Raw genomic sequence first — 24,384 nt, forward strand, 5'->3', positions numbered from 1 at the left:
CCGCGATGACCCGCCGACCGGTGCGTGTCCTGCGGGTGAACGAGAGGCCCGCGCCTCACAGGAGGGCACGCGCCAACGCCACCGCGCCCTCGGCCGGCGCCACGGTGAGCGGCCGGGGCCGCGCCCCCGGCACCACGTCGGCGAGCGCGGCGGCGAACGCCTCGTAGAGCGCCGGCTGACCGAGCACCGTGCCGCCCGCCACGACCACGTCGTCGACCGCGACACCGCGTGCGGCGAGGCGGGCGACGAGCGCGGCGAGCGCCGCGCCGGCTTCGGCGATCACGGAACGGGCGAGCGCGGAGCCGTCGGCCGCCGCCGCGAAGACGGCGGGCGCGTGCCGTCCCCACTCGGCGGAGACGTCCGATGCGCCCTCCAGGGCCGCGCCGAGCGCCGGGACCTCGGGCACGCCGAAAGCGGCGAGAAGGCGCCGGGCCAGGGCTCCGGGTTCCTCGCCGCGGTCGTGGGCCGCCCACACGGCCCGGGCCGCCTCGCGGACCAGACCGGCGCCGCCGCCCTCGTCGCCGAGGACCGCGCCCCAGCCGCCGACCTGGACGGGGTCGCCGCCCGGCAGCCGGCCCACCGCCACCGAGCCGGTGCCGGCCACGAGGCCGACGCCCTTGTCCAGTCCGGCGGCGGGCACGAGGAGTTCGGCGTCGCCCACCACGCGCGCGGGGACACCGAGGGAGAGCTGAAGGGCATCGCGGATCTCCGCGCACTGGCGGGGTGTCTCGCAGGCGTGCGCGCCCACGGCGAAGGCGGCCGGGCGCACGCCCCGGGGCAGCGTCTCGCGGACGAGCCCGGTGAGCCAGCGTGCGGCGGCGGACGGGTCGTGCGGCCGCCAGCCGGTGCTGGGGCGGACGTGGTCGGTCACGACGGCGTCGCCCGTGAGGGCGCGGAGATGGGTCTTGGTGCCGCCCACGTCGACGCCGACCACGAGGGCGGCCGAAGGGGGAGAGTCCTGCACGGATCCTCTTTCGTCGTTGCTGCGTCGAGCTGCGACGGCGGGCGAACCGTGTCTGAGGGATTGCGGATCGGTGAACTAGGGAAGCCCCGGGACGGGCTTCTGACGAGCACGGCAGGCGAGTACCGTGAAGTTCGTTAGGAAGTTAACTAACGAAGTACAGTGCGTCAAGAGTAATCGCGCACTCGACCGTCCAGGCTCCTGTCCGGGCCGCCGCGGGACGGGAACGCGCGACGTCGGAGCATCCCATCGCCGCAGCCCGCCGGGACGACCGGTCCGGGCGCGCGGCCCTGTACCCGTGTGGGGGAAACTGTGGAACTCGACGTGGCGGAGGCCCCCCGCCTGACCGAGAGCGCGAGTGCGGTGTTCGCCGTGCTGGCCCAGGCGGGCAGCGCGACCCGGCCGCAGCTCGCGAGCCTGGCGGGCCTGTCCAAGCCGACGGTGTCGGCCGCCGTGGCGGAATTGGAGAGCGCCCGGCTCGCCACGCACTCCGGGACCTCCTCCAGCGGCACGGGGCGTTTCGCGGCCGTCTACTGTCTCGGGCCGGCCGCGGGGGCCGTGCTCGCCGTCGACCTCGGCCCCGCCCTCACCCGGGTCCGCGGCTGCGCCCTGGACGGCTCCCTGCTCGCCGAGGCGACCGCGTCCCGGACGGATGCCGCCGACGCCGTGCGCGAGGCGCTCGCCGCGCTGCCCGCCGGCCTTCCGCTGCGCAGCATCGTCGTCGCCGTCGGTGACGTGGCCGCGCGCGACCGGCAGGGCAGCGGGATGCGCCCGGCGACCGCCAAGGCGGGTCCGGTCTTCGACGCCATGGCCGTCGCGCTGCCGCCGGGCGTGCCCGTCCACCTGGAGAACAACGTCAACTGCGCCGCGCTGGCGGAGCTCCACGAGGGGGCCGCGCGCGGCCGGCACACCTTCGGGTATCTGCGGATCGGCGTGGGCATCGGCCTCGGCATCGTCGTCGGCGGCTCGGTGCTGCGCGGCTCGAACGGCGCCGCGGGAGAGCTGGCCCGGCTGCCCTACCCCTGGGACGACGGCCGTGAGCCGCGCCAGGAGGCCCTGGAGGAGTACATCGGGGCACGCTCCCTGCTGCGCCGGGCCGCGGCGGCCTGGCAGGGCGCCGACGGCCCCTGCCCGCGCACCACCGAGCGGCTCTTCGCCCTCGCCGGGGAGGGCCGCGCCCCGGCCGTCGAGGTCGTCGGCCGCCATGCCGCGGACGTGGGCCGGCTGGCCGCCGCCGTGACCGCCGTGCTGGACCCGGGCCTGATCGTGCTGGGGGGCAGCACGGGCGCCGATCCGCGGCTCCTGCCCGGCGTGCGGGCCGAGCTGGCGCGGCTGAGCTGGCCCACCGAGGTGGTCAGCAGCACGGTCGGCGACACCGGCACCGTCGCGGGTGCCGCGCGGCTCGCTGTCGCCCGGGGAGTCCAAACCGTGACCCAGGCCGCGCAAGCTAAGGATTGACGGCTTCCGGCCCGGTCTGCCAATGTCCGGACAAGCGCTTTCTAAGTCGGCCGGGACGCCGACTCCGGATGAGCCTCCCGCCCGTACTCGAAGTACGGCAGCCGCACGAGGGCGTGCTTGTGCGACGACGGCCCTCATGGCCGGGGACCCCATCCGTCAAGGCGACGCGGCCGGGCGAGGCCGCGCCCCCGGAAAGCGAAACTTCCTGCAAAATGCACCCGTGCCGCCTCGATCGGCGCCGTGCTCCGTCCCCTACGACGAAAAAAAGGGATCGAAGATGACCACTGTGGGTGTGCGGCGCTCCCGCCGACTCGGCCGCGGCGGCATACGCCGCCTGGTTCCCCTCGCTGCCGGGGCCGCGGCAGGTGCCCTGCTGCTCTCCGCCTGCGGGTCGGGATCCGACTCGGGCGGAACCTCCAAGTCGCTGACGTTCTGGATCTCCACGGTTCCGGGGCAGGACGCGGGCTGGAAGGCGTCGGTGGCGGCGTACAAGAAGGAAACCGGCGTCAACGTCAAGCTCGTCAACATCCCGTACGACGGCTACGACGCGAAGCTGCGCAACGCCGCGCAGGCGAGCTCCCTGCCCGACGTGGCGGCGGTGCCGAAGATCGACCCGATCTGGTCGAACAAGCTGCTCGACCTCGGCTCCATCGCCAACAACAAGACCAACAAGATCAACGCCAACTTCGTCGCCAAGGACTCGTCCGGGAAGGTGCTGTCCATCCCCTCGGACGTCACCGCGTCCGGCATGTTCATCAACAAGTCGCTCTTCGACAAGGCCGGCGTCTCCTACCCGACCTCGCCCTCCAAGACCTGGACCTGGACCGAGTTCATCAAGGCGGCGAACGAGGTCCGGGAGAAGACCAAGGCCAAGTACTCCCTGACGTTCGACCAGTCGCCGTCCAGACTCCGCGCCATGGTGTACGAGATGGGCGGGCAGTACATGCACGCCGACTCCTCCGGCAAGTTCTCGGCGGACGAGGCGACCAAGAAGGCCGTGAACACCTTCGTCGGCTGGAACGACGACAAGACCATGCCGAAGTCGGTGTGGACCAGCGGCGCCGACCCGTCGGCCATGTTCCAGAGCGGTGACGTCGTCGCCTACTGGTCCGGTGTGTGGCAGGTCGCCTCCTTCGCGGAGAGCGTCACGAAGTTCGAGTGGGCGAGCGTCCCGACCCCCGCCGAGCCGGTGCAGGCCAGCGACGTGAACAGCGGCGGCATGGTCGTGGGCTTCAACAACAACAGCGACGCGGCCACCGCCGCGAACAAGTTCATCTCGTGGCTGTACGAGCCCGAGCACTACAAGGCGCTGTGCGAGGCGTCCGGGTTCCTGCCGGTCGAGAGCGGCCTGAACCCGACGTACCCCTTCAAGTCCGAGGCGGCGCAGGCGGCGTTCAAGCTCTACAACGAGTCGATTCCGCTCTACGCCCCCGTCTCCGGCTACTTCAACGTCGCGCAGACGAACTGGGCGCTGAACGGCAAGAGCCTCACCGACGACCCGACCAAGGCGGAGATCGGCAAGGCGATCAACGGTGAGCAGTCGGCCGACAAGGCCCTGGAGAACATCGTGGCCGGCTACAACCAGCAGGTCGGCGGCGTGAAGTAGGTCCCAGGTCCGGGCGGCGGTGCGAGCCGCTGCCGCCCGGACCTGGACGTCCGCGTGATGCCGGGCTCATGGCGTGAGCCCACCGCAATCCCATCCACCAGCACGGAGTCAGGAAGATGACAAAACGAGCCTCGGACGTGTCCGTGAGCCCGCCCAGGAGCCGTAGTAAGTACACCCTTGCGCCGCTCGTCCTCATCGCGGCCAATGTCGTGCTCTTCGCGCTGTTTTTCGTCTGGCCGGCGGTGATCGGGCTCGTTTACTCCTTCACGAACTACACGGGCGTGGGGTCGTTCCAGTTCGTCGGACTGGACAACTACCAGAAGCTGCTCGGGGACTCGACCTTCTACGACGCGACGACCCGGACGCTGCTGTACACCGTGCTCTTCGTTCCGCTGAACTTCGTGCTGTCGCTGCTCATCGCCAACGTGCTGGTGAGCAAGCACGCCAAGGGTGCGTCGGTCGCCCGGCTCTTCTTCTTCATCCCGTGGCTGCTGTCGCCCATCATCGTGGGTGTCCTGTGGCGATGGCTGTTCGGTGAGAACTTCGGACTGGTCAACTACCTCATCGAGAAGCTCGGCGGAAGCGCCGTTCCGTGGCAGTCGAACGCGGACCTGTCACTGATCGTGGTCGTGGTGGCGGCCGCCTGGGCCTGGACGGGCTTCTCGATGCTGCTGTTCATCGCGGCGATCAAGAACGTGCCGACGTCGTACTACGAGGCGGCGGCGCTCGACGGCGCCGGTCCGTGGCGCCAGTTCATCAGCATCACACTGCCGAGTATCGCGCCCACCTCCTTCATCGTCATCCTGCTCAACACGATCCACGCGATGAAGGAATACGCGGTGTTCGCCTCCCTCAACAGCGGCGGACCCGGAACGTCGAACAATCTGCTGGTCCAGTACATCTACCAGACGGGGTTCAAGGCAGGCCAGATCGGCTACGCGAGCGCCGCGTCGTTCGTGCTCATGCTCATCCTGATGGGCGTCGCGGTCATCCAGATGATGGTCAACCGGCGGGTGGAGAACCGATGACAACCACAGACATGCCGCGCAAGGCCGACGCCGCCTCCGTACGGGCCGTCTCCAAGAAGAGGTCCCGCGGGTCGGCGACCGGCGGGCTTCGGCGCGCGATTGCCCCGACGACTCTGCTGTGGGTCCTGGCGGGCCTCTACGGGATCCCGGTGCTGTGGTTCGTCCTCAGCTCCTTCAAACCGGCGGGAGACCTGTTCTCCCTTCCGCTGACGGTGCTCCCGCAGAACCCCACCGTGTCGGGTTACAAGGAAGCGTGGGCAAGCGCCAACTTCGCCCAGTACTTCATCAACACGACCCTCGTCTGTGTGATCGCGACGATCCTCACGGTGGGAGTCAGCTGCTGCACCGGGTACGCGCTGGCCAAGTACGACAACAGATGGCTCAAGGCCTTCTTCCTCTGCATCCTGGCCACCACGATGCTCCCTGCCGAGGTCATGCTCGCCCCGCTGTTTCTGGTGGTCCGCGACCTGGGCTTCTACAACTCGCTCGCCGGCATCATCCTCCCGGCCCTGCTCACCGCGACCGGGTGCTTCATGTTCCGCCAGTTCTTCCTGACGGTCCCCGACGAGCTCATCGAGGCCGCCCGCATCGACGGCGCCAAGGAGCTGTCGATCTTCCTGCGGATCATGGTGCCGCTCTCCCGGCCCATCATGCTGACGCTCGCCATCCTGTCGTTCCAGTGGCGGTGGAACGACTACATCTGGCCGCTGCTGATGCTGAACGACCCCGAGAAGTTCACCGTGCAGATCGGCATCCAGAGCCTCGTAGGGGCGCAGAACATCAACTGGTCGGTGCTGCTCGGCGGTTCGGTCATCTCCATGATCCCGCTGATCGTCGTCTTCCTGGTGTTCCAGAAGTACGTCATGAACGCCGACATCAACGCCGGACTGAAGGACTGACCTTGCCCACCCCGCTCGACCACGAGTTCGTCCGCGCGGCGGCCCGCGCCGCCGACCGGCTGGCCGTCCCGCTGGCGGCCCGCCCGGACGAGGAACCCTCCGGTGTGCCGCACCGTGGTCTGGCGCGGCGGGTGAAAACCCTGGTCGCGGCATACCGTTCCGGCCCGGCGGCGTGACAGAGGGCGCCGTACCGATCGGCGACGGACGATGGTGCCTGACGACCGGACCGATGACCTACCGGGTCGGTGACGACGAGATCCGGGTCGAGGCCGACGTCGAGGCGGGCGAACCGCTCGCCGGTCCGGACCAAAGCGACGTGCTGCGGTACGACCCGGGGCAGGACCACACCGTGGTGGGCGGCACCGATGCGACGACCGGGAACCGCGTCTACCTCGGTGGGCACGGCCCGCACACACTGACCGTCGCACTGCGCGCCCGCCGGCCCGCACCCGCCGTCTGACTCCGACGACCCACGCCATGGCCATCTCAGGTACGAAGGGCTGATCCCCGTGCACCTCACGTCCCCTCCCGTGCACCTCACGCACCAGCGCGGCCGGCTGCACGACCTGCCCGACACCCCGCAGGCGTACGACGCCGTCCTCGCCGACGTCACCGAACAGGCGCTGCGCCGCCTGACCCCGCAGGGCAACCTGGAGCACCCGGACTGCGTCGACGACATCGGCGACACCTCGCTCGGCATCACCTCCCTGCTGGCCCTGGCCTGGCAGCGCACCAAGGACCCGCGGCTGCCCGAGGCGGTGCACCGCAGCCTCGCCTTCCACCTGCGCGAACGCGTCTACCGGGACGACAACCCGGGCTACCCGAACCTGAGGGTGCGCGGCTGCGGGCTCCCGTACGCCCGCTACACGCTGGCGGCCGGCGCGCACCCCGTCGGCGACTGGCCGAGCACGGTGTGGGCGCTGCTCCAGGCCGTGAACGTGCTCGACACCGCCGACGGCCTGGTGCCGGACGAGCAGCGCGCCGAGCTGCTGGAGGTGGCGCGCGGCTACTGGAGCTGGCTGACCGAGGCGACCTTCTTCAACCCCCAGGAGGCGGGCAACCAGGCCATCGGCTGCGTGGTCGGCGGCCTGATGCTGGCCCGCCATCTCCCGCCGCAGGACGGCGAGCCGGTCCGCGCACGGGCCCTCGCGCTGTACTCCGAGGAGATCCGCGCCCACCGGGTCCGCGACCGGGGCGCCCTGCTGCCCCCCGAGCACGGCGGCGCCTACGACAACAACTACGGCCCGATCTCCCTCTCCTTCCTCGCCCAGGCCCACCGGGTCAGCGGCGAGGAGGTCTTCGCCGAGGACGGCGAGGCGCTCGCCCGTTACCTCGACGCCCGCCTCACCGGCGGCGGCTTCGACAACGGCGGCCCCCGCTACAGCGAGCAGCACTCCGCCTTCGAGTCGGTCCTCGGCCTGCGCTACTTCGGCGCCCTTGTCGGCGCCGACCTGGGCCGCTACCGGTGCGACAGCCGCTGGGCACGGCACGCCGTGAAGGCGGACGGCGGCGTCGACGGCCACTTCGCGTGGATGCTGGTCTGGCAGATCCAGGACACCACGCCCTGGCACCGCGAGCCGTCCACCGGACCCGCACGGCACCAACTGCGCGCCGGCACGGTCTCGGTGGCCTTCGACGACCGGATGACCCCCGCGGTCGTCGAGGCCGCCGGAACCTACTACCTGCCCGCCGCCGTCAACCGCCAGCACGGCTTCGGTCCCGTCACCGACGGCTTCCTGCTGTGCCGCCCCATGGGCGCGGTCCGGGTCCGCGACACCCGCGCCGACGGCCTGACGGCCAAGCTGGTCACCAAGCCGGTCGTCGGCCGCGACCACGTCCTGCGGTACGTGCGCTCCCTGTACGTCACCGACGGCGCCACCCTGTGGACGACGGTCGCCGTGGAGCGCCTCGGCGGGACGCCGTACCTGCTGGCCGGCCTGCCGTACGCCGAGGACGACGGCGACCGGGTCCGGCGCACCGCGCACGGCGCCGTCTCCTCGCCGGGCGGCCTGCGCCTCACGCACCCCGAAGCACAGGGACCCGAGCACTTCGACGCGCGCGCCGAACTCACCCAGGAGCAGGCCGCCTTCGCGCTCGCCGCCGACCCGCGCGGCTACGGCAACCCCGACGAGGGCTGGCGCCACCTGGTCAGCTCGACGGCGCTGGAGGCGGGACCGCTCCCGGACGCGCCGGACGACCTGCACGTGTTCGCGGTGCGCCACGGCACCGAGGAGCCGCTCACCGTCGCGGTCGAGTGGGCCGAGGAGGGCCTGACCGTGCGGACGGACGCCTTCACCGCCGTTCTCGGCCCCGACGACGAGCACGCCGAGCCGACGCTCACGCTGCGCGCCGCCGTCAGGGGCTGAGGGTCATCCGCGGGGTGCCGCGTACCGCGTACGCGGGCAGCCGGGCGTCCTGGAGGAACGCGGGGGACAGGGACAGCCCGAACCGCCGCTCCACCACACCGAGGCTGCGCCGGCAGCCCGTCCGGTAGTCCTCGTCCTGCGGCGGAAGATACGTGCTTCCGTCGCAGGACAGGACGCCCGCGGCGACCAGGTCGGGCAGCAGCAGATCCGGCTCCGCGCCCCAGCGCCACACCTCCTCCCGCAGCCCGTGGCCGGACACGAACACACCGTCGCGCGCGTAGTGGAAGTCGGCGGGCGGGTGCTCCTGGGGCGGCACGTACCGCACGACCTCCACGCCGTCGCGCGATATCTCCGCGAGCAGGTCCCCGCCGGTCGAGTCCCCGTACTCCAGGGCGAACGACCAGTCCCCGGATCTGCCCACCCGGACCACGCCGTCCCCGTCCTCGGCCGGCCGCCACTGCGTGATCCCGAGCCGCCACACCTCGGCGTCGGTGACCGGCTCCGTGGCCCGGCCCGGTTCGGCTCCCATGCGGTGGGCCAGCTCCTCGGGGGAGATCCCGCGCGCGAACACGACGCCGGACATCCAGCCGTCCAGATCCACCAGCCACACGATTCCGTCGGTCATGGGGCCGAAACTAACGCGTGCCACCGACAACGCCCCCGGCGGGCCGGGGGCGGACGGGCAGGGGCACGACCAGATCGGCCCGGTCCCTCGTCGTCGCCACCAGCTCCGCGTTGCGCTGGTCGCTCCGCAGCACCCAGGCCACCGCCTCCTCGTGGCCCTTGCCGAACTCCTCGTGCCGGGCGATCAGCCGGCGGACACGCTCGTCCTCGTCCGTCTCGCAGAACCACACCTCGTCCAGGGCGGCCCGCACCCGCTGCCACGCACCCGTGCCGACGAGCAGGTAGTTGCCCTCCGTGACGATCAGCCGGGCCGTCGGCGGTACCGGCACGGCCCCCGCGACCGGCTGCTCCAGCTCCCGCTCGAAGCCCGGCGCGTAGACCAGGTCCTCGCCGTCCGTCTCCTCCCGCAACCGCCGCAGCAGGGCCGCGTACCCGGCCGCGTCGAAGGTGTCGGGCGCCCCCTTGCGGTGCCGTCGGCCGAGGCGGTCCAGTTCCACGTCGGCCAGATGGAAGCCGTCCATCGGAACGTGCGCGACCCAGGGATCCCCGGCGCCGTTCAGCTCCCGCACCAGGCGCTCGGCGAGGGTCGTCTTGCCCGCGCCCGGACTGCCCGCGACACCGAGGAGCGCGCGCCTGCGGCCGTCCCCGGCGAGGGCACGGGCACGTACGAGCAGATCGTCGAAAGTGAGCACACAGCAGAGTGTCGCAGTCTCCTGGAAGGTGACCCGCAAGGCCGCAAGGAAAGGAGGACGACCGTGTCCGACGACGAGCTGCAGATCCGCACCCTGATCACCCGCTGGGCCGACGCCGTCCACCGGGGCGACCTCGACACCGTCCTCGACCAGCACGCCGAGGACCTGGTGATGTACGACGTGCCCGCGCCCCACGAGGGCATCCGGGGCCTGGCCGCCTACCGGGCGACCTGGCCGCCCTTCTTCGTCTGGCAGGCCCAGGGCGCCCGCTTCGACATCGACACCCTCGACGTCACCGCGGGCCACGACGTCGCCTACGCCCACGCCCTGCTGCGCTGCGGCACGCCCGAGGAACTCGCCGAGTGTCCGAGCCTGCGGCTGCGGCTCACCTTCGGCCTGCGCAAGGAGCACGGCCGCTGGCTCATCGCCCACGAGCACCACTCCTTCCCGCACGACTGACCGGATGTGGCGCGCGACACACCGGTGAGAGGCCCGATGCGGGGGAATCAGGGGCGTATGACGTCGACGCTCGGTCTCCCCGAAACGATCCAGGCCTGTCTCTTCGACCTCGACGGGGTCGTCACCCGAACGGCCGTGGTGCACGCGGCCGCCTGGAAGGAGACCTTCGACGCGTTCCTCTACGCGCGCGGAGGCAAGGACTTCCGGCCGTTCGACGAGGCCCACGACTACGACGAGTACGTCGACGGCCGCCCGCGCGCCGACGGCGTCCGCACCTTCCTCGCCTCCCGGGGCATCGAACTGCCCGAGGGCGAACCCGGTGACCCACCCGACGCGCGGACCGTCAACGGGCTGGGCAACCGCAAGAACGAGCTGCTCCTGGAGAAGATCCGCACCCAGGGCGTCCAGGCGTACGACGGCACCCTGCGCTACATAGCGGCGGCACGCGCGCGTGGCCTGCGGACGGCGATCGTCTCCTCCAGCGCCAACACCCGCGACGTGCTGCGCTCGATCGAGGCCGAGCAGCTCTTCGAGGTACGGATCGACGGCGTCGTGGCGGCCGAGCGGGAACTGCCGGGCAAGCCGCGCCCCGACACGTTCCTGGCCGCCGCCCGCGATCTCGGCGTCGAGCCGGCGAGGGCGGCCGTCTTCGAGGACGCGCTGGCCGGGATGGACGCGGGCCGCGCCGGGAACTTCGGGTACGTCGTCGGCGTCGACCGGGTGGGGCAGAGCGACGCGATGTACGCGCACGGCGCGGACATCGTGGTGAAGGACCTCGCGGAACTCGCGGACCTCACGGAACCCGCAGACCTCCCGGGCGGCGTCGACGGGGGAGGACGGGAGTGATCAAGGACCGGTCCTACGCCGTCGAGCCCTGGTACGTGCGCGAGACGCGGCTCGACCTCGACGTCCTGGCGCAGAGCGAGTCCGTCTTCGCGCTCTCCAACGGGCACGTCGGCTGGCGCGGCAACCTGGACGAGGGCGAGCCGCACGGCCTGCCCGGCGCCTACCTCAACGGCGTCCACGAACTGCACCCGCTGCCCTACGCCGAGGCCGGCTACGGCTATCCGGAGTCCGGGCAGACCGTCATCAACGTCACCAACGGCAAGATCCTGCGGCTGCTGGTCGACGACGAGCCGTTCGACCTGCGCTACGGGCGGCTCGTCACGCACGAGCGGGTGCTCGACCTGCGCCGGGGCGTACTGGAGCGGACCTGCGAGTGGACCTCGCCCGCCGGGTCCACGGTCCGGGTGCGCTCGACCCGGCTGGTCTCGCTCACCCAGCGGGCCGTGGCCGCCGTCGCCTACGAGGTGGAGGCCGTCGGCAGCAGCTCCCGGGTGGTGATCCAGTCCGAGCTGGTCACCAACGAGAGCCTGCCCGACCCGAACGGCGACCCGCGCGCGGCCCGTGCCCTGAAGTCGCCGCTGGAGCCGGAGGAGGACGTCGCCGTCGGCCGCCGACTGCGGCTCGTCCACCGTACGAAACGCAGCGGACTGCGGGTGGCCGTGGCCGCCGACCACGAGGTCACCGGCCCCGAGCGGACCACCGTCGACAGCGAGAGCAACGTCGACGTCGCCCGGCTCACCGTCACCTCCGTGCTCGAGCCCGGTGAGCGGCTGCGGGTGGAGAAGCTCGTCGCGCACGGCTGGTCCGGCGTCCGCTCCCGGCCCGCGATGAGCGACCAGGTGGAGGCGGCCCTCGCGGCGGCCGGGCACAGCGGCTGGTCGGGCCTGCTCGACGACCAGCGCGCCTACCTGGACGACTTCTGGTCCCGCGCGGACGTCGAGGTCGACGGCGACGAGGAGATCCAGCAGGCCGTCCGCTTCGCCCTCTTCCATGTGCTCCAGGCCGGTGCCCGCGCCGAACAACGCGCCATCCCCGCCAAGGGGCTGACCGGTTCCGGCTACGACGGCCACGCCTTCTGGGACACCGAGACCTTCGTGCTGCCCCTGCTCACCTACACCGCTCCCGGCGCCGTCGCCGAGGCCCTGCGCTGGCGGCAGAACACCCTGCCCGCCGCCCGCGAACGTGCCGTCCAGCTCGGCCTGCGCGGCGCCGCGTTCCCCTGGCGGACGATCGAGGGCTCGGAGGGCTCGGCGTACTGGCCGGCCGGGACCGCCGCCTTCCACGTCAACGCCGACATCGCCGACGCCGTGGTCCGGTACGTCACGGCGACCGGGGACACGGACTTCGAAGCGGCCACCGGCGTCGAACTGCTGGTGGAGACGGCCCGGTTGTGGCGGTCACTCGGCCACCACGACGCCGACGGCACCTTCCACATCGACGGTGTCACAGGACCCGACGAGTACAGCGCGGTCGCCGACGACAACACCTACACCAACCTCATGGCCCGGGCGAACCTCCTCGCCGCCGCCGACGTCGTGGCACGGCACCCGGGCGAGGCCGCCCGGCTCGGCGTGGACGAGGAGGAGAGCGCGGCCTGGCGGGACGCGGCCGCAGCGGTGCACGTGCCCTACAACCACGTACTCGGCGTGCACGAACAGCATGCGGGCTTCACCCGCTACCAGCAGTGGGACTTCGCCGGCACCCGCCCCGACCAGTACCCCCTGCTGCTCAACTTCCCCTACTTCGACCTCTACCGCAAACAGGTCGTCAAACAGGCGGACCTGGTCCTGGCCATGTACACCTGCGCGGACCACTTCGACGAGGAGCAGATCGCCCGCAACTTCGCCTACTACGAACCGCTGACCGTCCGCGACTCCTCGCTCTCGGCCTGCTGCCAGGCGGTGATCGCCGCCCAGGCCGGCCACCTGGGACTGGCCTACGACTACACGACCGAGGCCGCGCTGATGGACCTGGCCGACCTGGAGCACAACACCCGCGACGGGCTGCACATCGCGTCCCTGGCGGGCACCTGGATGGCGCTGGTCGCCGGGTTCGGCGGGCTGCGCGGTGACAGCGAGGGCCTGCGGTTCGCACCCCGGCTGCCGGAGAGGTTCAGCCGGCTCGCCTTCAGCGTCCAACTCCTCGGCCGCCGCCTGCGGGTGGAGATCGGCCCCGACAAGGCCGCGTACACCCTGCTTTCGGGCTCCCCCCTGACGATCCGGCACCACGGCACTTCCGTGCTGGTGAACGGCGACGGACCCGTCGTCCGCGCCGTACCGCCCGTGCCGGACCGGCCGACGCCCCGGCAGCCCACGCACCGGGGGCCGAACACCCGCTGAACACCGGCCCGGTGTCCGGCGGGCGTGTTTCCCGGCCGCCGGGTGCTGGTAGGTAGTGGGGAGTCGCAGGCAGCGAGGGGGAGTGGCATGGCGGACAGTGGGCACGACGGGCGGCTCGCGGACGAGTTCCTCACGGCGGGAGGCTCGTCCTTCAGCGACTTCCTGGCGGCGCACCGCCCCGAACTGCTGCCGACGCGCAGCCCGTTCGCCGACGGCTTCCGCGCCGCCCCGGACGCCTTCCCGCACGGTACGACCGTGCTGGCCCTCGTCTACCGCGACGGTGTGCTGATCGCCGGCGACCGCCGGGCCACGATGGGCAACCTGATCGCGCAGCGCGACCTGGAGAAGGTGTACCCGGCGGACGACCACACCGCCGTCGCCTTCGCCGGCACCGTCGGACTCGCCGTGGACATGGTGAAGCTGTACCAGGTCGAGCTCACACACTTCGAGAAGGTCGAGGGCGTCGCGATGACCCTCGGCGCCAAGGCACGCAGACTGGCCACGATGATCCGGCAGAACCTCGGCCAGGCCATGCAGGGCCTCGCCGTCGTCCCGCTCCTCGCGGGCTACGACACGGCGGCCGCCCCGGGCGCCAGGAGCCGCATCTTCGGCTTCGACGTGGCGGGCGGCCTGTACGAGAAGGCGCCCTTCCACGCCGAGGGCTCCGGATCGCCGTACGCGCGCGGGGCGTTGAAGAAGCTGTACCGCGCCGGCATGTCCCGGCGCGAGGCGGCGCTGGCCGCACTCCAGGCGCTGTACGACGCGGCCGACGACGACTCCGCGACCGGCGGCCCCGACATCGGCCGCCGCATCTTCCCGATCGTCTCGGTCATCACCGAGGAGGGCTTCGAGCGGCTGCCCGAGCCGGAGACGGAGCGACTCAGCCACGAGATGGTCGAGCAGCGCCGCACCAGGCCCGACGGTCCCCACGCCACCGAGCCGCGCCCGTAGGCGACGACGCCGTGAGCCGACCCGGTCGCTCAACACCCCCGCCTCGGCGAGCCGCACCTCCCGGCCCCGCCCGTCTCCTCGCCGGGCGGGCCGGTCACGGCGACCGTGCCGGGGTGCGCGGGCAGCGCCCGTACCAGGCCGGTCGCGGCCGCCGCCGCACCCGCCGGTTACCGCGCTCCGGGCGATCCCGGGGGCCGTACGGCGGGGGAGCCCCCGGCCTCAGTCGCGTACGCCCCACTCCTTGCGCCGTCTGACGATCTGCTGGACCGGGTCGCCGGTGTACGACCAGGGCGAGCGGGTCGCCCGGTGGCCGAGGATCCGCAGCAGCGGCGTCGCCACCTCCGCGATGCCCGCCGAACACGCCGCGTGGGCCAGGTAGTTGAAGTCCCGCAGCTCACCCGGGGCGACGACGTCCTCCCCTCGGCCCATGACCCAGCGTTCCCAGGTGCGGCGGACGTCGCTGACGGCGCCGTCGTTGGTCCAGTGCTGGCCGAGCCCCACCGCGGTGGAGCGGTCCTGCGTGGTGTCGAGGGCGTGACGGAACTCCTCGACGCGCGCGTACTGCACCAGCACCGGCAGCGGACAGCCCGGCGGGGCCGCGCCGGCCGCGTCACGGGCGAAGTCGTACATCAGCCCGTGCGAGCCGTGCCAGCGGGCGGAGTAGTAGTGCAGCACCTGGAGGTGGCCCTCCATGCTGTACGGATCCCGCTGGTGCAACTCGTCCCACCAGCGGGCCAGTTCCTGGCGGCGCACCCCGGCCGGATAGAGACGGGCGAGCGAGATCAGCGAGGTCCACGGCGTCGGGTCGTCCAGGTACGCCTCGGCGGCGGACAGACACGACAGCACCGCGGCGTCGACCCGGGTCTGGTCGATCGGCACGCCACGGCCCGCGGTGATCGCCAGGTTGAACGCCCGTGCCGTCTCCGTGGCCGCCCGCAGCACCAGCGCGTCGGCGCTGTGCGGCTCGGCGGCCAGCCAGGTCTCCACCGTCGAACTGCCCGCGCAGGCCTGCGCCAGCAGCCGGACCCGGTGGCCGCGGGCGAGCCAGTCGGGTCCGGTCGCGCGCAACAGGTCCCGCAGGCCCTGCCAGCGGCCGATGACGATGTCGTGCCGGGTGGAGGAGAGGGGGGCGTCCCCGCAGTCGGGGTCGAAATCGGGAGCGAAGCGGTCACGCGCCATCGGGGCCCCTCTCAGAAGTCGGTGGAGAGACCCTCGTGGCCGGCGGCGTGCGCCGCCGGGCGCCCCTCGGGCACGTAGTCGGCCTCGACGGTGCGCGAGGCGTCCAGCCGGGCGGGCCGGTAGTAGTCGCTGCCCTGCCGCCAGTACCAGAGCATCGGCACCAGTCCCACGGCGAGCCCGCCGATGCCGATGGCGACCGCCGCGGGGGCCAGCTCACCGAGCGACTCCACGAAGATCCAGAACATGAACGCGGCGCCGAACAGGGGCCACAGCCCGCCGAGGAGGAAGTCGGCAGGGGACTTCAGCAGCGTCCTGCGGTACGCGACGACCGCCGCCAGGCCCGCGAGCCCGTAGTAGACGGCGATCTGGAGTCCGATCGCCGAGATGGCGTCGGCGAGGATGTCGCCCACCGAGCCCAGCGCGTTGGAGGCGACGAACAGCACCAGCGCCACCCCGCCCACCACCGCGATCGCCACCCAGGGCGTGTTCCAGGCGCGGTGCACCCGGCCCAGCGCGGACGGCATCGTACGGTCCCGGCCCATCGCGAACAGCGAGCGCGTCACCTGGATCAGGGTCGTCTCCAGGGTGGCGACGGTGGACAGGAGCACGGCCACGACCAGCACCTTGCCGCCCCAGCCCGGCCACACCTCCTCGCCCAGCGCCGCCAGCACGTTCGCGCCGTTGTTCTCGATCTGCTGCGAGCTGAGGACGACGTTCACCGCGATGGTGAAGACCTCGAAGAGGAGAAAGACGATGCCCACCCCGATCAGCCCGGCCAGGCCCGTCGTGCGGCGGCTGTCGCGGGTCTCCTCGCTGAGGTTGCTGGTCACGTCCCAGCCCCAGTAGTAGAAGGCCGCGACCAGCGCCCCCGACGCGAAGCCGGACACCCCGTCGAAGTGGCTGAATCCGAGCCAGGACCAGTCGAACGGCAGCGAGCTGTCCGTGTGGAACACGGCGAGCACCGCGAACAGCGCCAGGATCGCCAGCTCCACACCCGACATGATCAACTGCGCGCGCACGGTGAGTCTGGCCCCGCCCAGCACCACCGCCAGCATCACCAGGAACCAGGCGGCGCCGACGACGGTCGACAGCGCCGTGTCGTCGGCGAGGCCCTCGTCGAACAGGGCGAGCGTCATCGATCCGGCCGGCAGTGATCCCGCCACCATGAAGATGGTCGCCGAGATCACCAGCGCCCAGCCGCTGATGAAGCCCAGGAAGGGGTGGAGCGTGCGCCCCACCCAGGAGTAACTGGCGCCCGCGTTGACGTCGATCCGGCTGAGTCGGCTGAAGGCCAGCGCGATGCCCAGCATCGGTATCGCGCAGTACAGCAGCGCCGCCGGTCCCGCCAGGCCCACGGCGCCGGCCAGGACCGCCGTGGTGGCGGCGATGGAGTAGGCCGGCGCGCTGCCGGCGACCGCCATCACCACCGTGTCGAAGGTGCCCAGGACATTCGCCTGGAGGCCTCTTCCGGTGCTGTTGCTCATGGTTGCGCTGCTTTCCGTCGTGCACGCCGCCCGAGCGGGGACGACCCGGCGGCGTATGGGGGGGTGAGTGATGGAGCGCCGCCGCGCGTCGAGAGGGATGACCTCGGCAGACGTCGGCGGAGAAAGCGCGGAGGGATACCGTGCCAGCACTGTGTCGGCGGACGGTCACACCGAGTGTGCGAGTGACTATAGCCCTAACGATTGAGCTTTCAAGATTGACGGATAAGTAATGTCCACGGCCGCCCGTGCAGGTGGCATGTGCCGCGATTGGAGCGGCCCGCACGGGAAACGCGGACGGGGAGACAACGGTCCCCGACGGCGAAGGAGCAACCCATGGGTACGGAGTCCGAGGCGATGGGCGACGACGTCTACCAGCCCACCGCAACGAACGAGGAACAGCAGGACGCCGCCCCGCTCGACCTCCAGGACGCCGTCGGCGGACGCACCTACGACGACACCCTCGACGAGGGCTACTCCCCGCCCGAGAAGCCGCTCGGCGTGACCAAGTACGGCACCACCGCGGCCGAACAGCACGAGGGCGAGAGCCTCGACCAGCGCCTCGCCCAGGAGGTCCCGGACGTCTCGGAACCGGCCGGCGACGGCGTCGGCGACCTCCCCGACGGCGAGGGCGAACCCGTCGACGCCGAGGCCGGTGACCGGCGCGCCGGCCGGCTGGTCGCCCCCGACGAGGGCGCCCACCCCGACGCCGTCAAGGAGGAGATCGCCCGGGACGTGGGCATCGACGGCGGGGCCGCGGGCGCCGAGGAGGCCGCCGTCCACATCGTCGAGGAGTGAGCGCCCGCGGTCCCGGGCTTCCCGCCGCCCTCAGTCGCCGATGCGGTCCAACTGCCGCAGCCGGTTGGTGGCGTCGAGGGCGGCGACCTTGTACGACTCCGCCAGCGTCGGGTAGTTGAACACCGCGTCGACCAGGTAGTCGACGGTCCCGCCGCAGCCCATCACCGTCTGCCCGATATGGATCAGCTCGGTCGCGCCGGTGCCGAAGCAGTGCACCCCGAGCAGCTTCCGGTCCCCCGGCGAGACCAGCAGCTTCAGCATGCCGTGGGCGTCGCCGATGATCTGCCCGCGGGCCAGTTCGCGGTAGCGGGCGATGCCCACCTCGTACGGCACGCTGTCCTCGGTGAGCTGGTCCTCCGTCCGCCCCACGAAGCTGATCTCCGGGATCGTGTTGGCCGCCGCTATGGCGGCCTTCTGACCGCCGGGACCTGATCCGAGGACGAGCATGTCGAAGTCGGGCACGCTCCGGAGTCTGGCAGCCGCGGGGCCCGCCGCGAAAGGGCGGGCCCCGATTGCCCCGGATTAACTAGGGCAGCAGCTTCTCGATCGCGCTGGGGCCCTCCTCGGCGAGCTTGCGCCGCGCCCACTCGAGACTGCGCGGGGTGATGTCCCGGCCGGTGGCGAGGACCATGTCCTCCGGCGACACCTCCGTGCCGGTACGCGTGTGGAGCAGGTTGTCCGGGGTGGCGCGCTCCGGGGAGGGCCGGGAGCCGCCTGGCTGTGACGTCGGCATGATGTCTGCTCCTCGCGTCCGAAGAAGGGCTTCGGCCCGGTGCGGTCATCGGGTCCACTAACACCATTCATCCTGGAGCCGCACCCTGCAATCCCGATCAGCTCCGGCCCGAGATGCCGGGAAGATCAACCGGGCGTCTAATGGGCTCCATGGCACCCACCACCGCCGGGAACCCGCGCCGCGGGGGACTGCGCAGGCTCGGCGCCTGGTGCGCCCGTCACTTCCTGATCGTCATCATCGCGTGGCTCGTGGCCGTCGTCGCCCTCCAGGTGGTCAGCCGCTCCGTCGGCGGGACCTACGAGGACGACTTCCAACTGCCGGGCGTGCAGTCCACGGACGGCCTGGACGTGCTGAAGAAGCACGACCCGCAGGCCGGCGGCTACAGCAGCCAGATCGTCCTGCACGACGACCAGGCCGTGAGCACGCTGAGCTCACAGCTGTCCACGGCCGTCGGCGACCTCCAGAAGCTCCCTCACGTGCTCTCGGCCCAGAACCCGCTCTCCGTGACGTCGTCGAAGGTCGGCCCCGTGTCGGGCGACGGCAAGACGGCGTATGTCACCGTCCGCTTCGACGTACAGCCCTCCACCCTCGGCGACGACTACCTGACCGGCGTCGACAAGGCCGTCCAGCCGCTGCGGGCGGCCGGCGCCGACGTCGAGTACGGCGGTTCGCTCGGCGAGCTCGCCCGGCCCGCAGCGAACGACCGGATCAGCGAGCTGATCGGCTTCGCGGTCGCCATCGTCGTCCTGCTCGTCGGCTTCGGCAGCGTCCTCGCGGCCGGACTGCCCCTGGTCACCGCCCTGATCAGCGTGGTCGGCGGACTCGCCTGCCTCGGGCTGCTGGCCGCCGCCTTCACCTTCGCCACCGTCTCGCCGACCCTCGCCACCATGATCGGACTGGGCGTCGGCATCGACTACGCCCTCTTCCTGACGACCCGGCACCGGCAGAACCTGATGGACGGCGCGGATCCCGCCGAGGCCGCCGGACACGCCAACGCCACCAGCGGCCGCGCCGTGCTCGTGTCCGGCACCACCGTGATCATCGCGCTCTTCGGTCTGTACGCGTCCGGGGTGTCCTTCATCGGCAAACTCGGACTCGCCGCCGCCGTCACCGTCGTCTCCGCCGTCGTCGGCGCCCTCACCCTCGTGCCGGCCCTCCTCGGCCTCGTCGGCAGACACATCGACCGCTACCACGTCCGCAAGCCGGTCGCCGAGACCGACGCCGAACCGGGCGCCACCCCGCACGGCACCTGGCACCGCTACGCCAAGCGCGTCGAGCGCAGGCCCTGGGAGTACCTCGGCGCCGGTGTGGCCGTCATCGCGATCCTCGCGATCCCGGTCTTCTCCATCCAGCTCGGCCACATCGGCGACGGCGCCGACCCGACCTCCTTCACCGACCGGCGGGCCTACGACCTGATGACCGACGCCTTCGGGCCCGGCTCCAACGGCCCCCTCACCGTCGTCATCGACCAGACGTCCGTCCCGTCCGACAAGCGCTCCGACCTCTCGACGCAGGCGCAGAAGACACTGGGCGCGGTGTCCGGCGCGGCCACGGTCACCCCGCTGACGCCCACCAGCGACGGCGACGTGCTGCTCGCCACCGTCTACTCCCAGCAGGCCCCGCAGGACGCGAGCACCACCGCCCTGACCAACCGGCTCGTGGACGACACCCTCCCCGACGCGGTCTCCGGCTACGACGCCGAGGGCTATGTCACCGGCACCACGGCCGCCCAGGTCGACTTCCGGGACATCGTCGCCGACCGGCTGCCCGTGATCATCGGCGTGGTCGTCCTGCTCGCCTTCCTGATCATCCTCGCCGTGTTCCGCGGGCTCCTCGTCGCGGTCAAGGCCGCCGTCCTCAACGTCCTGTCGATCACCGCCTCGTACGGCGTCGTCGTCGCCGTCTTCCAGTGGGGCTGGGGCGGGCCCGCGCTGGGCGTCAACGGCAAGGTGCCCATCGAGAGCTATGTGCCGATGATGATGTTCGCGATCATCTTCGGCCTCAGCATGGACTACGAGATCTTCCTGCTGTCCCGGGTGCACGAGGCCTGGCTGCGGACCGGCGACGCCAAGGACTCCGTCGCCCACGCCCTGGAGATCACCGCCCGGGTCATCACCTGCGCGGCCCTGATCATGGTGAGCGTGTTCTCGGCGTTCATCATCAGCGACAACATCGTGGTCAAGATGCTGGGCCTCGGCCTCGCCGTCAGCGTGCTGATCGACGCCACCGTGGTACGGCTGCTCATGGTGCCCGCCGTCATGACCCTGCTGGGCGCGCGCGCCTGGTGGACCCCGCACTGGCTGGACCGGATCCTGCCGCACATCGACGCCGAGGGTGACGCTGAGACCTTCAGCGGTCCGCCGGACCCGCCGGCGCGAGCACGAGCATCGTGACGTCGTCGCGGACGGCCGGGCAGTGGCGCAGGACGTCCGTCCACACCCGTCCGGCCGTCGTCGCCGGGTCGGCGCCGGCGGCGAGAGCGGGCAGGCGGTCGAGCAGGGGGTAGAAGACTCCGGCGGCGTTCCTGGCCTCCGAGACGCCGTCGGAGGCCAGGAAGAGGCGGTCGCCGGGGCGCAACGGCAGCACGTGGGCGGTGAGCGGGGCGCCCTCCGGCAGACCGAGCCCCAGCGGCGTCCACGGGACGACGTCCAGCTCCCTGGCCGTGCCCTCGCGCAGCAGCACCGGCGGGGGATGCCCGCAGACGACCACGCTCACGGCGTCGGCGTCCGGGGTGAACTCCAGCAGGACCGCCGTCGCGAACAGCTCGGCGTGCGTCACCCGCGCCGAGTCCACCGTCAGCCGCCGGTCCAGCCGGGCGGCGACCCGCGCCAGGTCCGGCTGGTCGAGCACCGCCTCCCGGAACGCCCCCAGAAGCGAGGCCACCGTCGCCACCGCCGCCAGGCCGTGCCCCTGGACGTCGCCGAGCACCGCCCGCACCCCGTGGTCGCTCGCCCGGACGTCGAAGAAGTCACCGCCGACCAGCGTCCCGCGCTGTGCAGCCCGGTACAGACCCGCGCAGCGCACCGGACCCACCCGCTCGGGAACCGGCGGCACGAGGGCGTTCTGCGCGGCCTCGGCGATCGTGCGCTCGGTGTCCAGCTGGGCGTCCCGGCGGCGCCGGACGAACGCCACGAACACGCTCAGCACCGCGACGAAGCACACCGTCAGCACATCGGTCTGGCCCGGCTGGTCGAGCTGGAACGCGGGCAGGTTGAGCATCACGACCACGGCCGCGCCCAGCAGCGCGGTCGCCGCCGGACCGTACGACAGCACCGCCAGCGGCGGGATCGCGCCCAGCATGAACCCGATGTCCAGCGGCTCGGGGCTGACCAGCGTGGCGACGCAGACACCCGCGGCCAGGACGAGCGGCAGCGCCCGCACCCAGCGCGGCGGCGGTGCGCCCCGCAGCCAGCCCCGCCGGTCCCCGTCGAGTCGTCCCACACCCCCACGCTCCACCGTGGCCGCGGCGGCCGCACGCCGAAAAACCGGTGGACGGGCCCGATAACCGCCCCCTACCATGTGATCGCACGCCCGCACACCCACGGAAGGAGGCGAGCGCCATGCACACCACATTCATCCCGCGCTCCCGATCCGTGACCCCGGCGTGCCGCGTCTGACCCTCGTCCGACGCCTCGGGAGCGCACCACGCCGTACGCGACCCGGAGGAATCCGTGACCGATCTGGTCATCCGCGCTCTCGACGAGAGCGACGTCCATCTGTTCGACACCCTGCCTGACCCGCTGCGCGCCGCCGACGCCTTCGGCAGGATCACCTACCGGCCCGACTGGAAGCGCGTCGCCCTGCGGGACGGCCGGGTCGTCGCCCGCGCCGTCTGGTGGGGAGGCCCCGAGGACACCGAACCGCTCGTGGTGCATTGGTTCGACTTCGCCGACGGCGAGGAGGAGGCCGCGGCCGAACTCCTGCGCACCGCTCCCTGGCAGGTCGGCCTGGAACTGGTCATGCCCGGCGGCTGGCGCGACGACCCCGCCATGGTGGCCGCCGCCGAGGCCCGGCACCGCGCCGCCCGCGCGGCCGGCCACACCCCGCTGGTGGAACGCTTCGTGTACCGCTGGACCCCGGAGTGCGGGCTGCCCGACCGTCCCGGCCGCCTGAGCTTCGCCCCCGAACCGGACGACGCGGTGTTCTTCGACGCGCTGCGCCGCATCCACTCCGACACCCTCGACGCCCACGCCCGCAAGGCCATCGGGGAAGGCGGCCTCGACCGGGCCGCCCAGGAGGAGATCGACTTCTTCCGCTGGTGCCCGTCGCCGCGCGAGTGGTGGCAGGTGGCCCGCACCCCGCGGGGCGAACTGGCCGGCATCCACATCCCGGCCCACAACCCCTCGGGACCCTGCGTCGGCTTCATCGGCGTGCTGCCGGACCACCGGGGTCACGGCTACGCCTACGACCTGCTCGCCGAGTGCACCCACTATCTCGTCGAGCGGGGTGCCGAGTTCGTCGCCGCCGCCACCGACCAGGGGAACTTCCCGATGGCGGCGCACTTCGCCAGGGCCGGCTATCCCATCGTGCGGGAGCGGGTGAACTTCGAGGTCGGGTGAACCCCGAGCCCGGCTGACGGCCGGCCGAGCCCCCGGGACGGACCTTTCGGGTCCTGGCGGTCCTGCGTGGTCCTGCCCGGACCCGGGGGCTCGGGGGCTCGGGGAGGGCGGTGCGTCAGTGCGTTCCGCCCTCCAGCAGGGCCTCGACGTCGGCCAGGATCTCCGTGACGCGCAGGCCGAACGCGGCGTCGCAGGCATGGGGGCGGCCGTCGCGGGCCGACGCGAGCAGTTCGTCGGCGGCCCGGGTGAGGGCGCCGGCGGCGTCGCCGCCGCCCTGGGGGAGCCGCGTCACCCCGGCCGTGCCGCGCAGCTCCACGCCCGCGCCCGTCGCCGCCGGCGGGGCCGTCAGGCTGAGCGTCAGCGTGCTGGAGGCACCGTCCACATGGTCCAGGACCGCATGGACGGTGTCCCGGGGACCACGGGCCGCGGCCGTCACCCGGCGGACGTCGCCCAGGACCGGGAGCAGCACGGAGAGCGCGTGCGGACCCACGTCCCACAGGGCGCCCTTCTCACCGCGCCAGGGCGTGGCGAAGGGGTGGTCGGCCGTACCGTGGAACACGTCGCCCAGCCACTCGGCGTGTCCCGTGAACCACCCCCCGGTCTCCGCCTGTTCGTAGATCCAGGCACCGGCCTCGGGCACGAACCGGGTGGTGAAGAAGACGACCGAGACGACCCCGGTCTCCCGCGCGGCCCGGACCACGGCCCGCGCTCCCGCCGCCGTCGTGGCGACGGGCTTGTCGAGCAGGAGATGACAGCCGGCCCCGGCGGCCCGCACCGCGAGCTGTGCCTGGACGTCGGGCGGCAGCGCGACCGCCACCGCGTCCACGTCCGTGAGCAGGGCGTCCACGTCGTCGTAGGCCCGTGTCCCGTGCCGGTCGGCGAGTTCCTTCGCCGCCTCCGGGCGGCGGCCCCAGACGCCGACGAAGTCGAGCGCTTCGTGCGCTCGAAGGACGGGGGCGTGGACCATCCGTGCCCAGGGGCCGGTGCCGAGCAGACCGATGCGCATACCGCTGACTCTCCTGATGCCGACCGACGTGACGGGTGACATGACGGGTGGCGTCCCTCGCCGGGGCGCCGACTCCGACCGCGAGCCTCGCACACCGCCGTCGCCCGGGACACCCCGGGCGGTACTCCCGGCCGTCAGGCCGCCCGGGCCTTCGCCGGGCGGGCGGCCTCCGCCACCGGGGCGTCGGAGGCGCCCCGGACCAGGCGCAGATGCCGCCTGCGCCTGGCATGTCGTCGCTTGTCCCGGACCGGCGCGAGCAGGCGCTCCTCGACCCGGTCCATGACCGCCATCAGGACGGACAACAGCGGCAGCAACAGCACGGCGACCCAGAGCACGGTTCTCTCCTCGGCAGACGACGCCATGCCGGGTGCTCAGAATCGGGCCGCTGATGCCTGCCGG

The 24,384-nt window shown here is 72.2% G+C and carries 22 protein-coding genes and 2 pseudogenes; 14 read left to right on the top strand and 10 right to left on the bottom strand.

Annotated elements, in window-relative coordinates; all coding sequences use genetic code 11:
- Positions 1–55: 55 nt before the first annotated feature.
- A complete protein-coding gene (locus QQM72_RS07990) occupies positions 56–964 on the bottom strand; it encodes a BadF/BadG/BcrA/BcrD ATPase family protein (protein WP_314220063.1) in 909 nt (302 codons plus the stop codon).
- A 321-nt stretch (positions 965–1,285) separates the two neighbouring features.
- Here QQM72_RS07990 and QQM72_RS07995 point away from each other — a divergent pair, with 321 nt between their 5' ends.
- The 7 genes and pseudogenes from QQM72_RS07995 (at position 1,286) to QQM72_RS08025 (ending at position 8,318) form a co-directional block, all read left to right on the top strand.
- The gene (locus QQM72_RS07995; RefSeq protein ID WP_314220064.1) at positions 1,286–2,419 is read left to right on the top strand and encodes an ROK family transcriptional regulator; all 1,134 of its coding nucleotides are present in this window, start codon (positions 1,286–1,288) and stop codon (positions 2,417–2,419) included.
- A gap of 277 nt (positions 2,420–2,696) precedes the next feature.
- Positions 2,697–4,025: an extracellular solute-binding protein gene (locus QQM72_RS08000; protein ID WP_314220065.1), complete on the top strand. Its 1,329-nt coding sequence runs from the start codon at positions 2,697–2,699 to the stop codon at positions 4,023–4,025.
- 116 nt (positions 4,026–4,141) lie between these two features.
- A complete protein-coding gene (locus tag QQM72_RS08005) occupies positions 4,142–5,053 on the top strand; it encodes a carbohydrate ABC transporter permease (protein ID WP_028806721.1) in 912 nt (303 codons plus the stop codon).
- A complete protein-coding gene (locus QQM72_RS08010; protein WP_314220066.1) occupies positions 5,050–5,952 on the top strand; it encodes a carbohydrate ABC transporter permease in 903 nt (300 codons plus the stop codon). Before QQM72_RS08005 ends, QQM72_RS08010 begins: the two co-directional genes overlap by 4 nt.
- A gap of 2 nt (positions 5,953–5,954) precedes the next feature.
- Positions 5,955–6,128 carry a hypothetical protein gene (locus QQM72_RS08015; RefSeq protein WP_314220067.1) on the top strand — a complete coding sequence of 58 codons (174 nt, stop codon included), beginning with the start codon at positions 5,955–5,957 and terminating at the stop codon, positions 6,126–6,128.
- A pseudogene (locus QQM72_RS08020) lies at positions 6,104–6,412 on the top strand (hypothetical protein); the annotation flags it as partial. The gene QQM72_RS08015 and the pseudogene QQM72_RS08020, both read left to right, overlap by 25 nt.
- 70 nt (positions 6,413–6,482) lie before the next feature.
- Positions 6,483–8,318 (top strand): hypothetical protein, encoded by a 1,836-nt coding sequence (locus QQM72_RS08025; protein WP_314220068.1) that lies wholly within the window; start codon positions 6,483–6,485, stop codon positions 8,316–8,318.
- On the opposite strand, the gene QQM72_RS08030 is transcribed toward QQM72_RS08025, so the two are convergent.
- Together QQM72_RS08030 and QQM72_RS08035 are read right to left on the bottom strand one after the other, a co-directional pair.
- Positions 8,308–8,943, bottom strand: a complete 636-nt coding sequence (locus tag QQM72_RS08030) for a DUF6461 domain-containing protein (RefSeq protein ID WP_314220069.1) — start codon at positions 8,941–8,943, stop codon at positions 8,308–8,310. The two genes, QQM72_RS08025 and QQM72_RS08030, sit on opposite strands and share 11 nt — an antisense overlap.
- Before the next feature lie 10 nt (positions 8,944–8,953).
- Positions 8,954–9,634: a nucleoside/nucleotide kinase family protein gene (locus QQM72_RS08035; protein WP_314220070.1), complete on the bottom strand. Its 681-nt coding sequence runs from the start codon at positions 9,632–9,634 to the stop codon at positions 8,954–8,956.
- Between the two features lie 63 nt (positions 9,635–9,697).
- Between QQM72_RS08035 and QQM72_RS08040 the strand changes: the two genes are divergently transcribed.
- The 4 genes from QQM72_RS08040 (at position 9,698) to prcB (ending at position 14,229) form a co-directional block, all read left to right on the top strand.
- Entirely contained in the window at positions 9,698–10,093 is a 396-nt protein-coding gene (locus tag QQM72_RS08040; RefSeq protein ID WP_314220071.1) for a YybH family protein, read from the top strand.
- Positions 10,094–10,150: 57 nt separating this feature from the next.
- The gene (locus QQM72_RS08045) at positions 10,151–10,939 is read left to right on the top strand and encodes a beta-phosphoglucomutase family hydrolase (protein WP_314220072.1); all 789 of its coding nucleotides are present in this window, start codon (positions 10,151–10,153) and stop codon (positions 10,937–10,939) included.
- Positions 10,936–13,278 carry a glycoside hydrolase family 65 protein gene (locus QQM72_RS08050; protein WP_314220073.1) on the top strand — a complete coding sequence of 781 codons (2,343 nt, stop codon included), beginning with the start codon at positions 10,936–10,938 and terminating at the stop codon, positions 13,276–13,278. The genes QQM72_RS08045 and QQM72_RS08050 overlap by 4 nt, the downstream gene beginning before the upstream one ends.
- Positions 13,279–13,365: 87 nt before the next feature.
- Positions 13,366–14,229, top strand: a complete 864-nt coding sequence (gene prcB / locus QQM72_RS08055) for a proteasome subunit beta (protein WP_314220074.1) — start codon at positions 13,366–13,368, stop codon at positions 14,227–14,229.
- Between the two features lie 219 nt (positions 14,230–14,448).
- On the opposite strand, the gene QQM72_RS08060 is transcribed toward prcB, so the two are convergent.
- Together QQM72_RS08060 and QQM72_RS08065 are read right to left on the bottom strand one after the other, a co-directional pair.
- Positions 14,449–15,408: a hypothetical protein gene (locus QQM72_RS08060; RefSeq protein ID WP_314220075.1), complete on the bottom strand. Its 960-nt coding sequence runs from the start codon at positions 15,406–15,408 to the stop codon at positions 14,449–14,451.
- A gap of 11 nt (positions 15,409–15,419) precedes the next feature.
- Entirely contained in the window at positions 15,420–16,892 is a 1,473-nt protein-coding gene (locus QQM72_RS08065) for an APC family permease (RefSeq protein WP_314220076.1), read from the bottom strand.
- A 333-nt stretch (positions 16,893–17,225) separates the two neighbouring features.
- On the opposite strand from QQM72_RS08065, the gene QQM72_RS08070 reads away from it, so the two are divergent.
- Positions 17,226–17,687, top strand: a complete 462-nt coding sequence (locus QQM72_RS08070) for a DUF5709 domain-containing protein (RefSeq protein ID WP_314220077.1) — start codon at positions 17,226–17,228, stop codon at positions 17,685–17,687.
- Positions 17,688–17,717: 30 nt separating this feature from the next.
- Here QQM72_RS08070 and QQM72_RS08075 read toward each other — a convergent pair.
- Both QQM72_RS08075 and QQM72_RS08080 read right to left on the bottom strand, forming a co-directional pair.
- Positions 17,718–18,077 (bottom strand): annotated as a pseudogene (locus QQM72_RS08075) (Si-specific NAD(P)(+) transhydrogenase); the annotation flags it as partial.
- Between the two features lie 136 nt (positions 18,078–18,213).
- Entirely contained in the window at positions 18,214–18,420 is a 207-nt protein-coding gene (locus tag QQM72_RS08080) for a hypothetical protein (RefSeq protein ID WP_057603951.1), read from the bottom strand.
- 140 nt (positions 18,421–18,560) lie between these two features.
- On the opposite strand from QQM72_RS08080, the gene QQM72_RS08085 reads away from it, so the two are divergent.
- Positions 18,561–20,813: an MMPL family transporter gene (locus tag QQM72_RS08085; protein WP_314220078.1), complete on the top strand. Its 2,253-nt coding sequence runs from the start codon at positions 18,561–18,563 to the stop codon at positions 20,811–20,813.
- On the opposite strand, the gene QQM72_RS08090 is transcribed toward QQM72_RS08085, so the two are convergent.
- Positions 20,770–21,861 (bottom strand): PP2C family protein-serine/threonine phosphatase, encoded by a 1,092-nt coding sequence (locus tag QQM72_RS08090; RefSeq protein ID WP_314220079.1) that lies wholly within the window; start codon positions 21,859–21,861, stop codon positions 20,770–20,772. The genes QQM72_RS08085 and QQM72_RS08090 overlap by 44 nt on opposite strands.
- A gap of 230 nt (positions 21,862–22,091) precedes the next feature.
- Here QQM72_RS08090 and QQM72_RS08095 point away from each other — a divergent pair, with 230 nt between their 5' ends.
- Positions 22,092–22,979, top strand: a complete 888-nt coding sequence (locus tag QQM72_RS08095) for a GNAT family N-acetyltransferase (RefSeq protein WP_314220080.1) — start codon at positions 22,092–22,094, stop codon at positions 22,977–22,979.
- A 115-nt stretch (positions 22,980–23,094) separates the two neighbouring features.
- Here QQM72_RS08095 and QQM72_RS08100 read toward each other — a convergent pair whose 3' ends face one another.
- Positions 23,095–23,985: a Gfo/Idh/MocA family protein gene (locus QQM72_RS08100; RefSeq protein ID WP_314220158.1), complete on the bottom strand. Its 891-nt coding sequence runs from the start codon at positions 23,983–23,985 to the stop codon at positions 23,095–23,097.
- A 134-nt stretch (positions 23,986–24,119) separates the two neighbouring features.
- Complete coding sequence (locus tag QQM72_RS08105) at positions 24,120–24,320, bottom strand: hypothetical protein (RefSeq protein WP_314220081.1); 201 nt, start codon at positions 24,318–24,320, stop codon at positions 24,120–24,122.
- Positions 24,321–24,384 lie beyond the last annotated feature (64 nt).

It is taken from the genome of Streptomyces zaehneri (genome assembly GCF_032248645.1).
Taxonomy (GTDB): domain Bacteria; phylum Actinomycetota; class Actinomycetes; order Streptomycetales; family Streptomycetaceae; genus Streptomyces; species Streptomyces coriariae.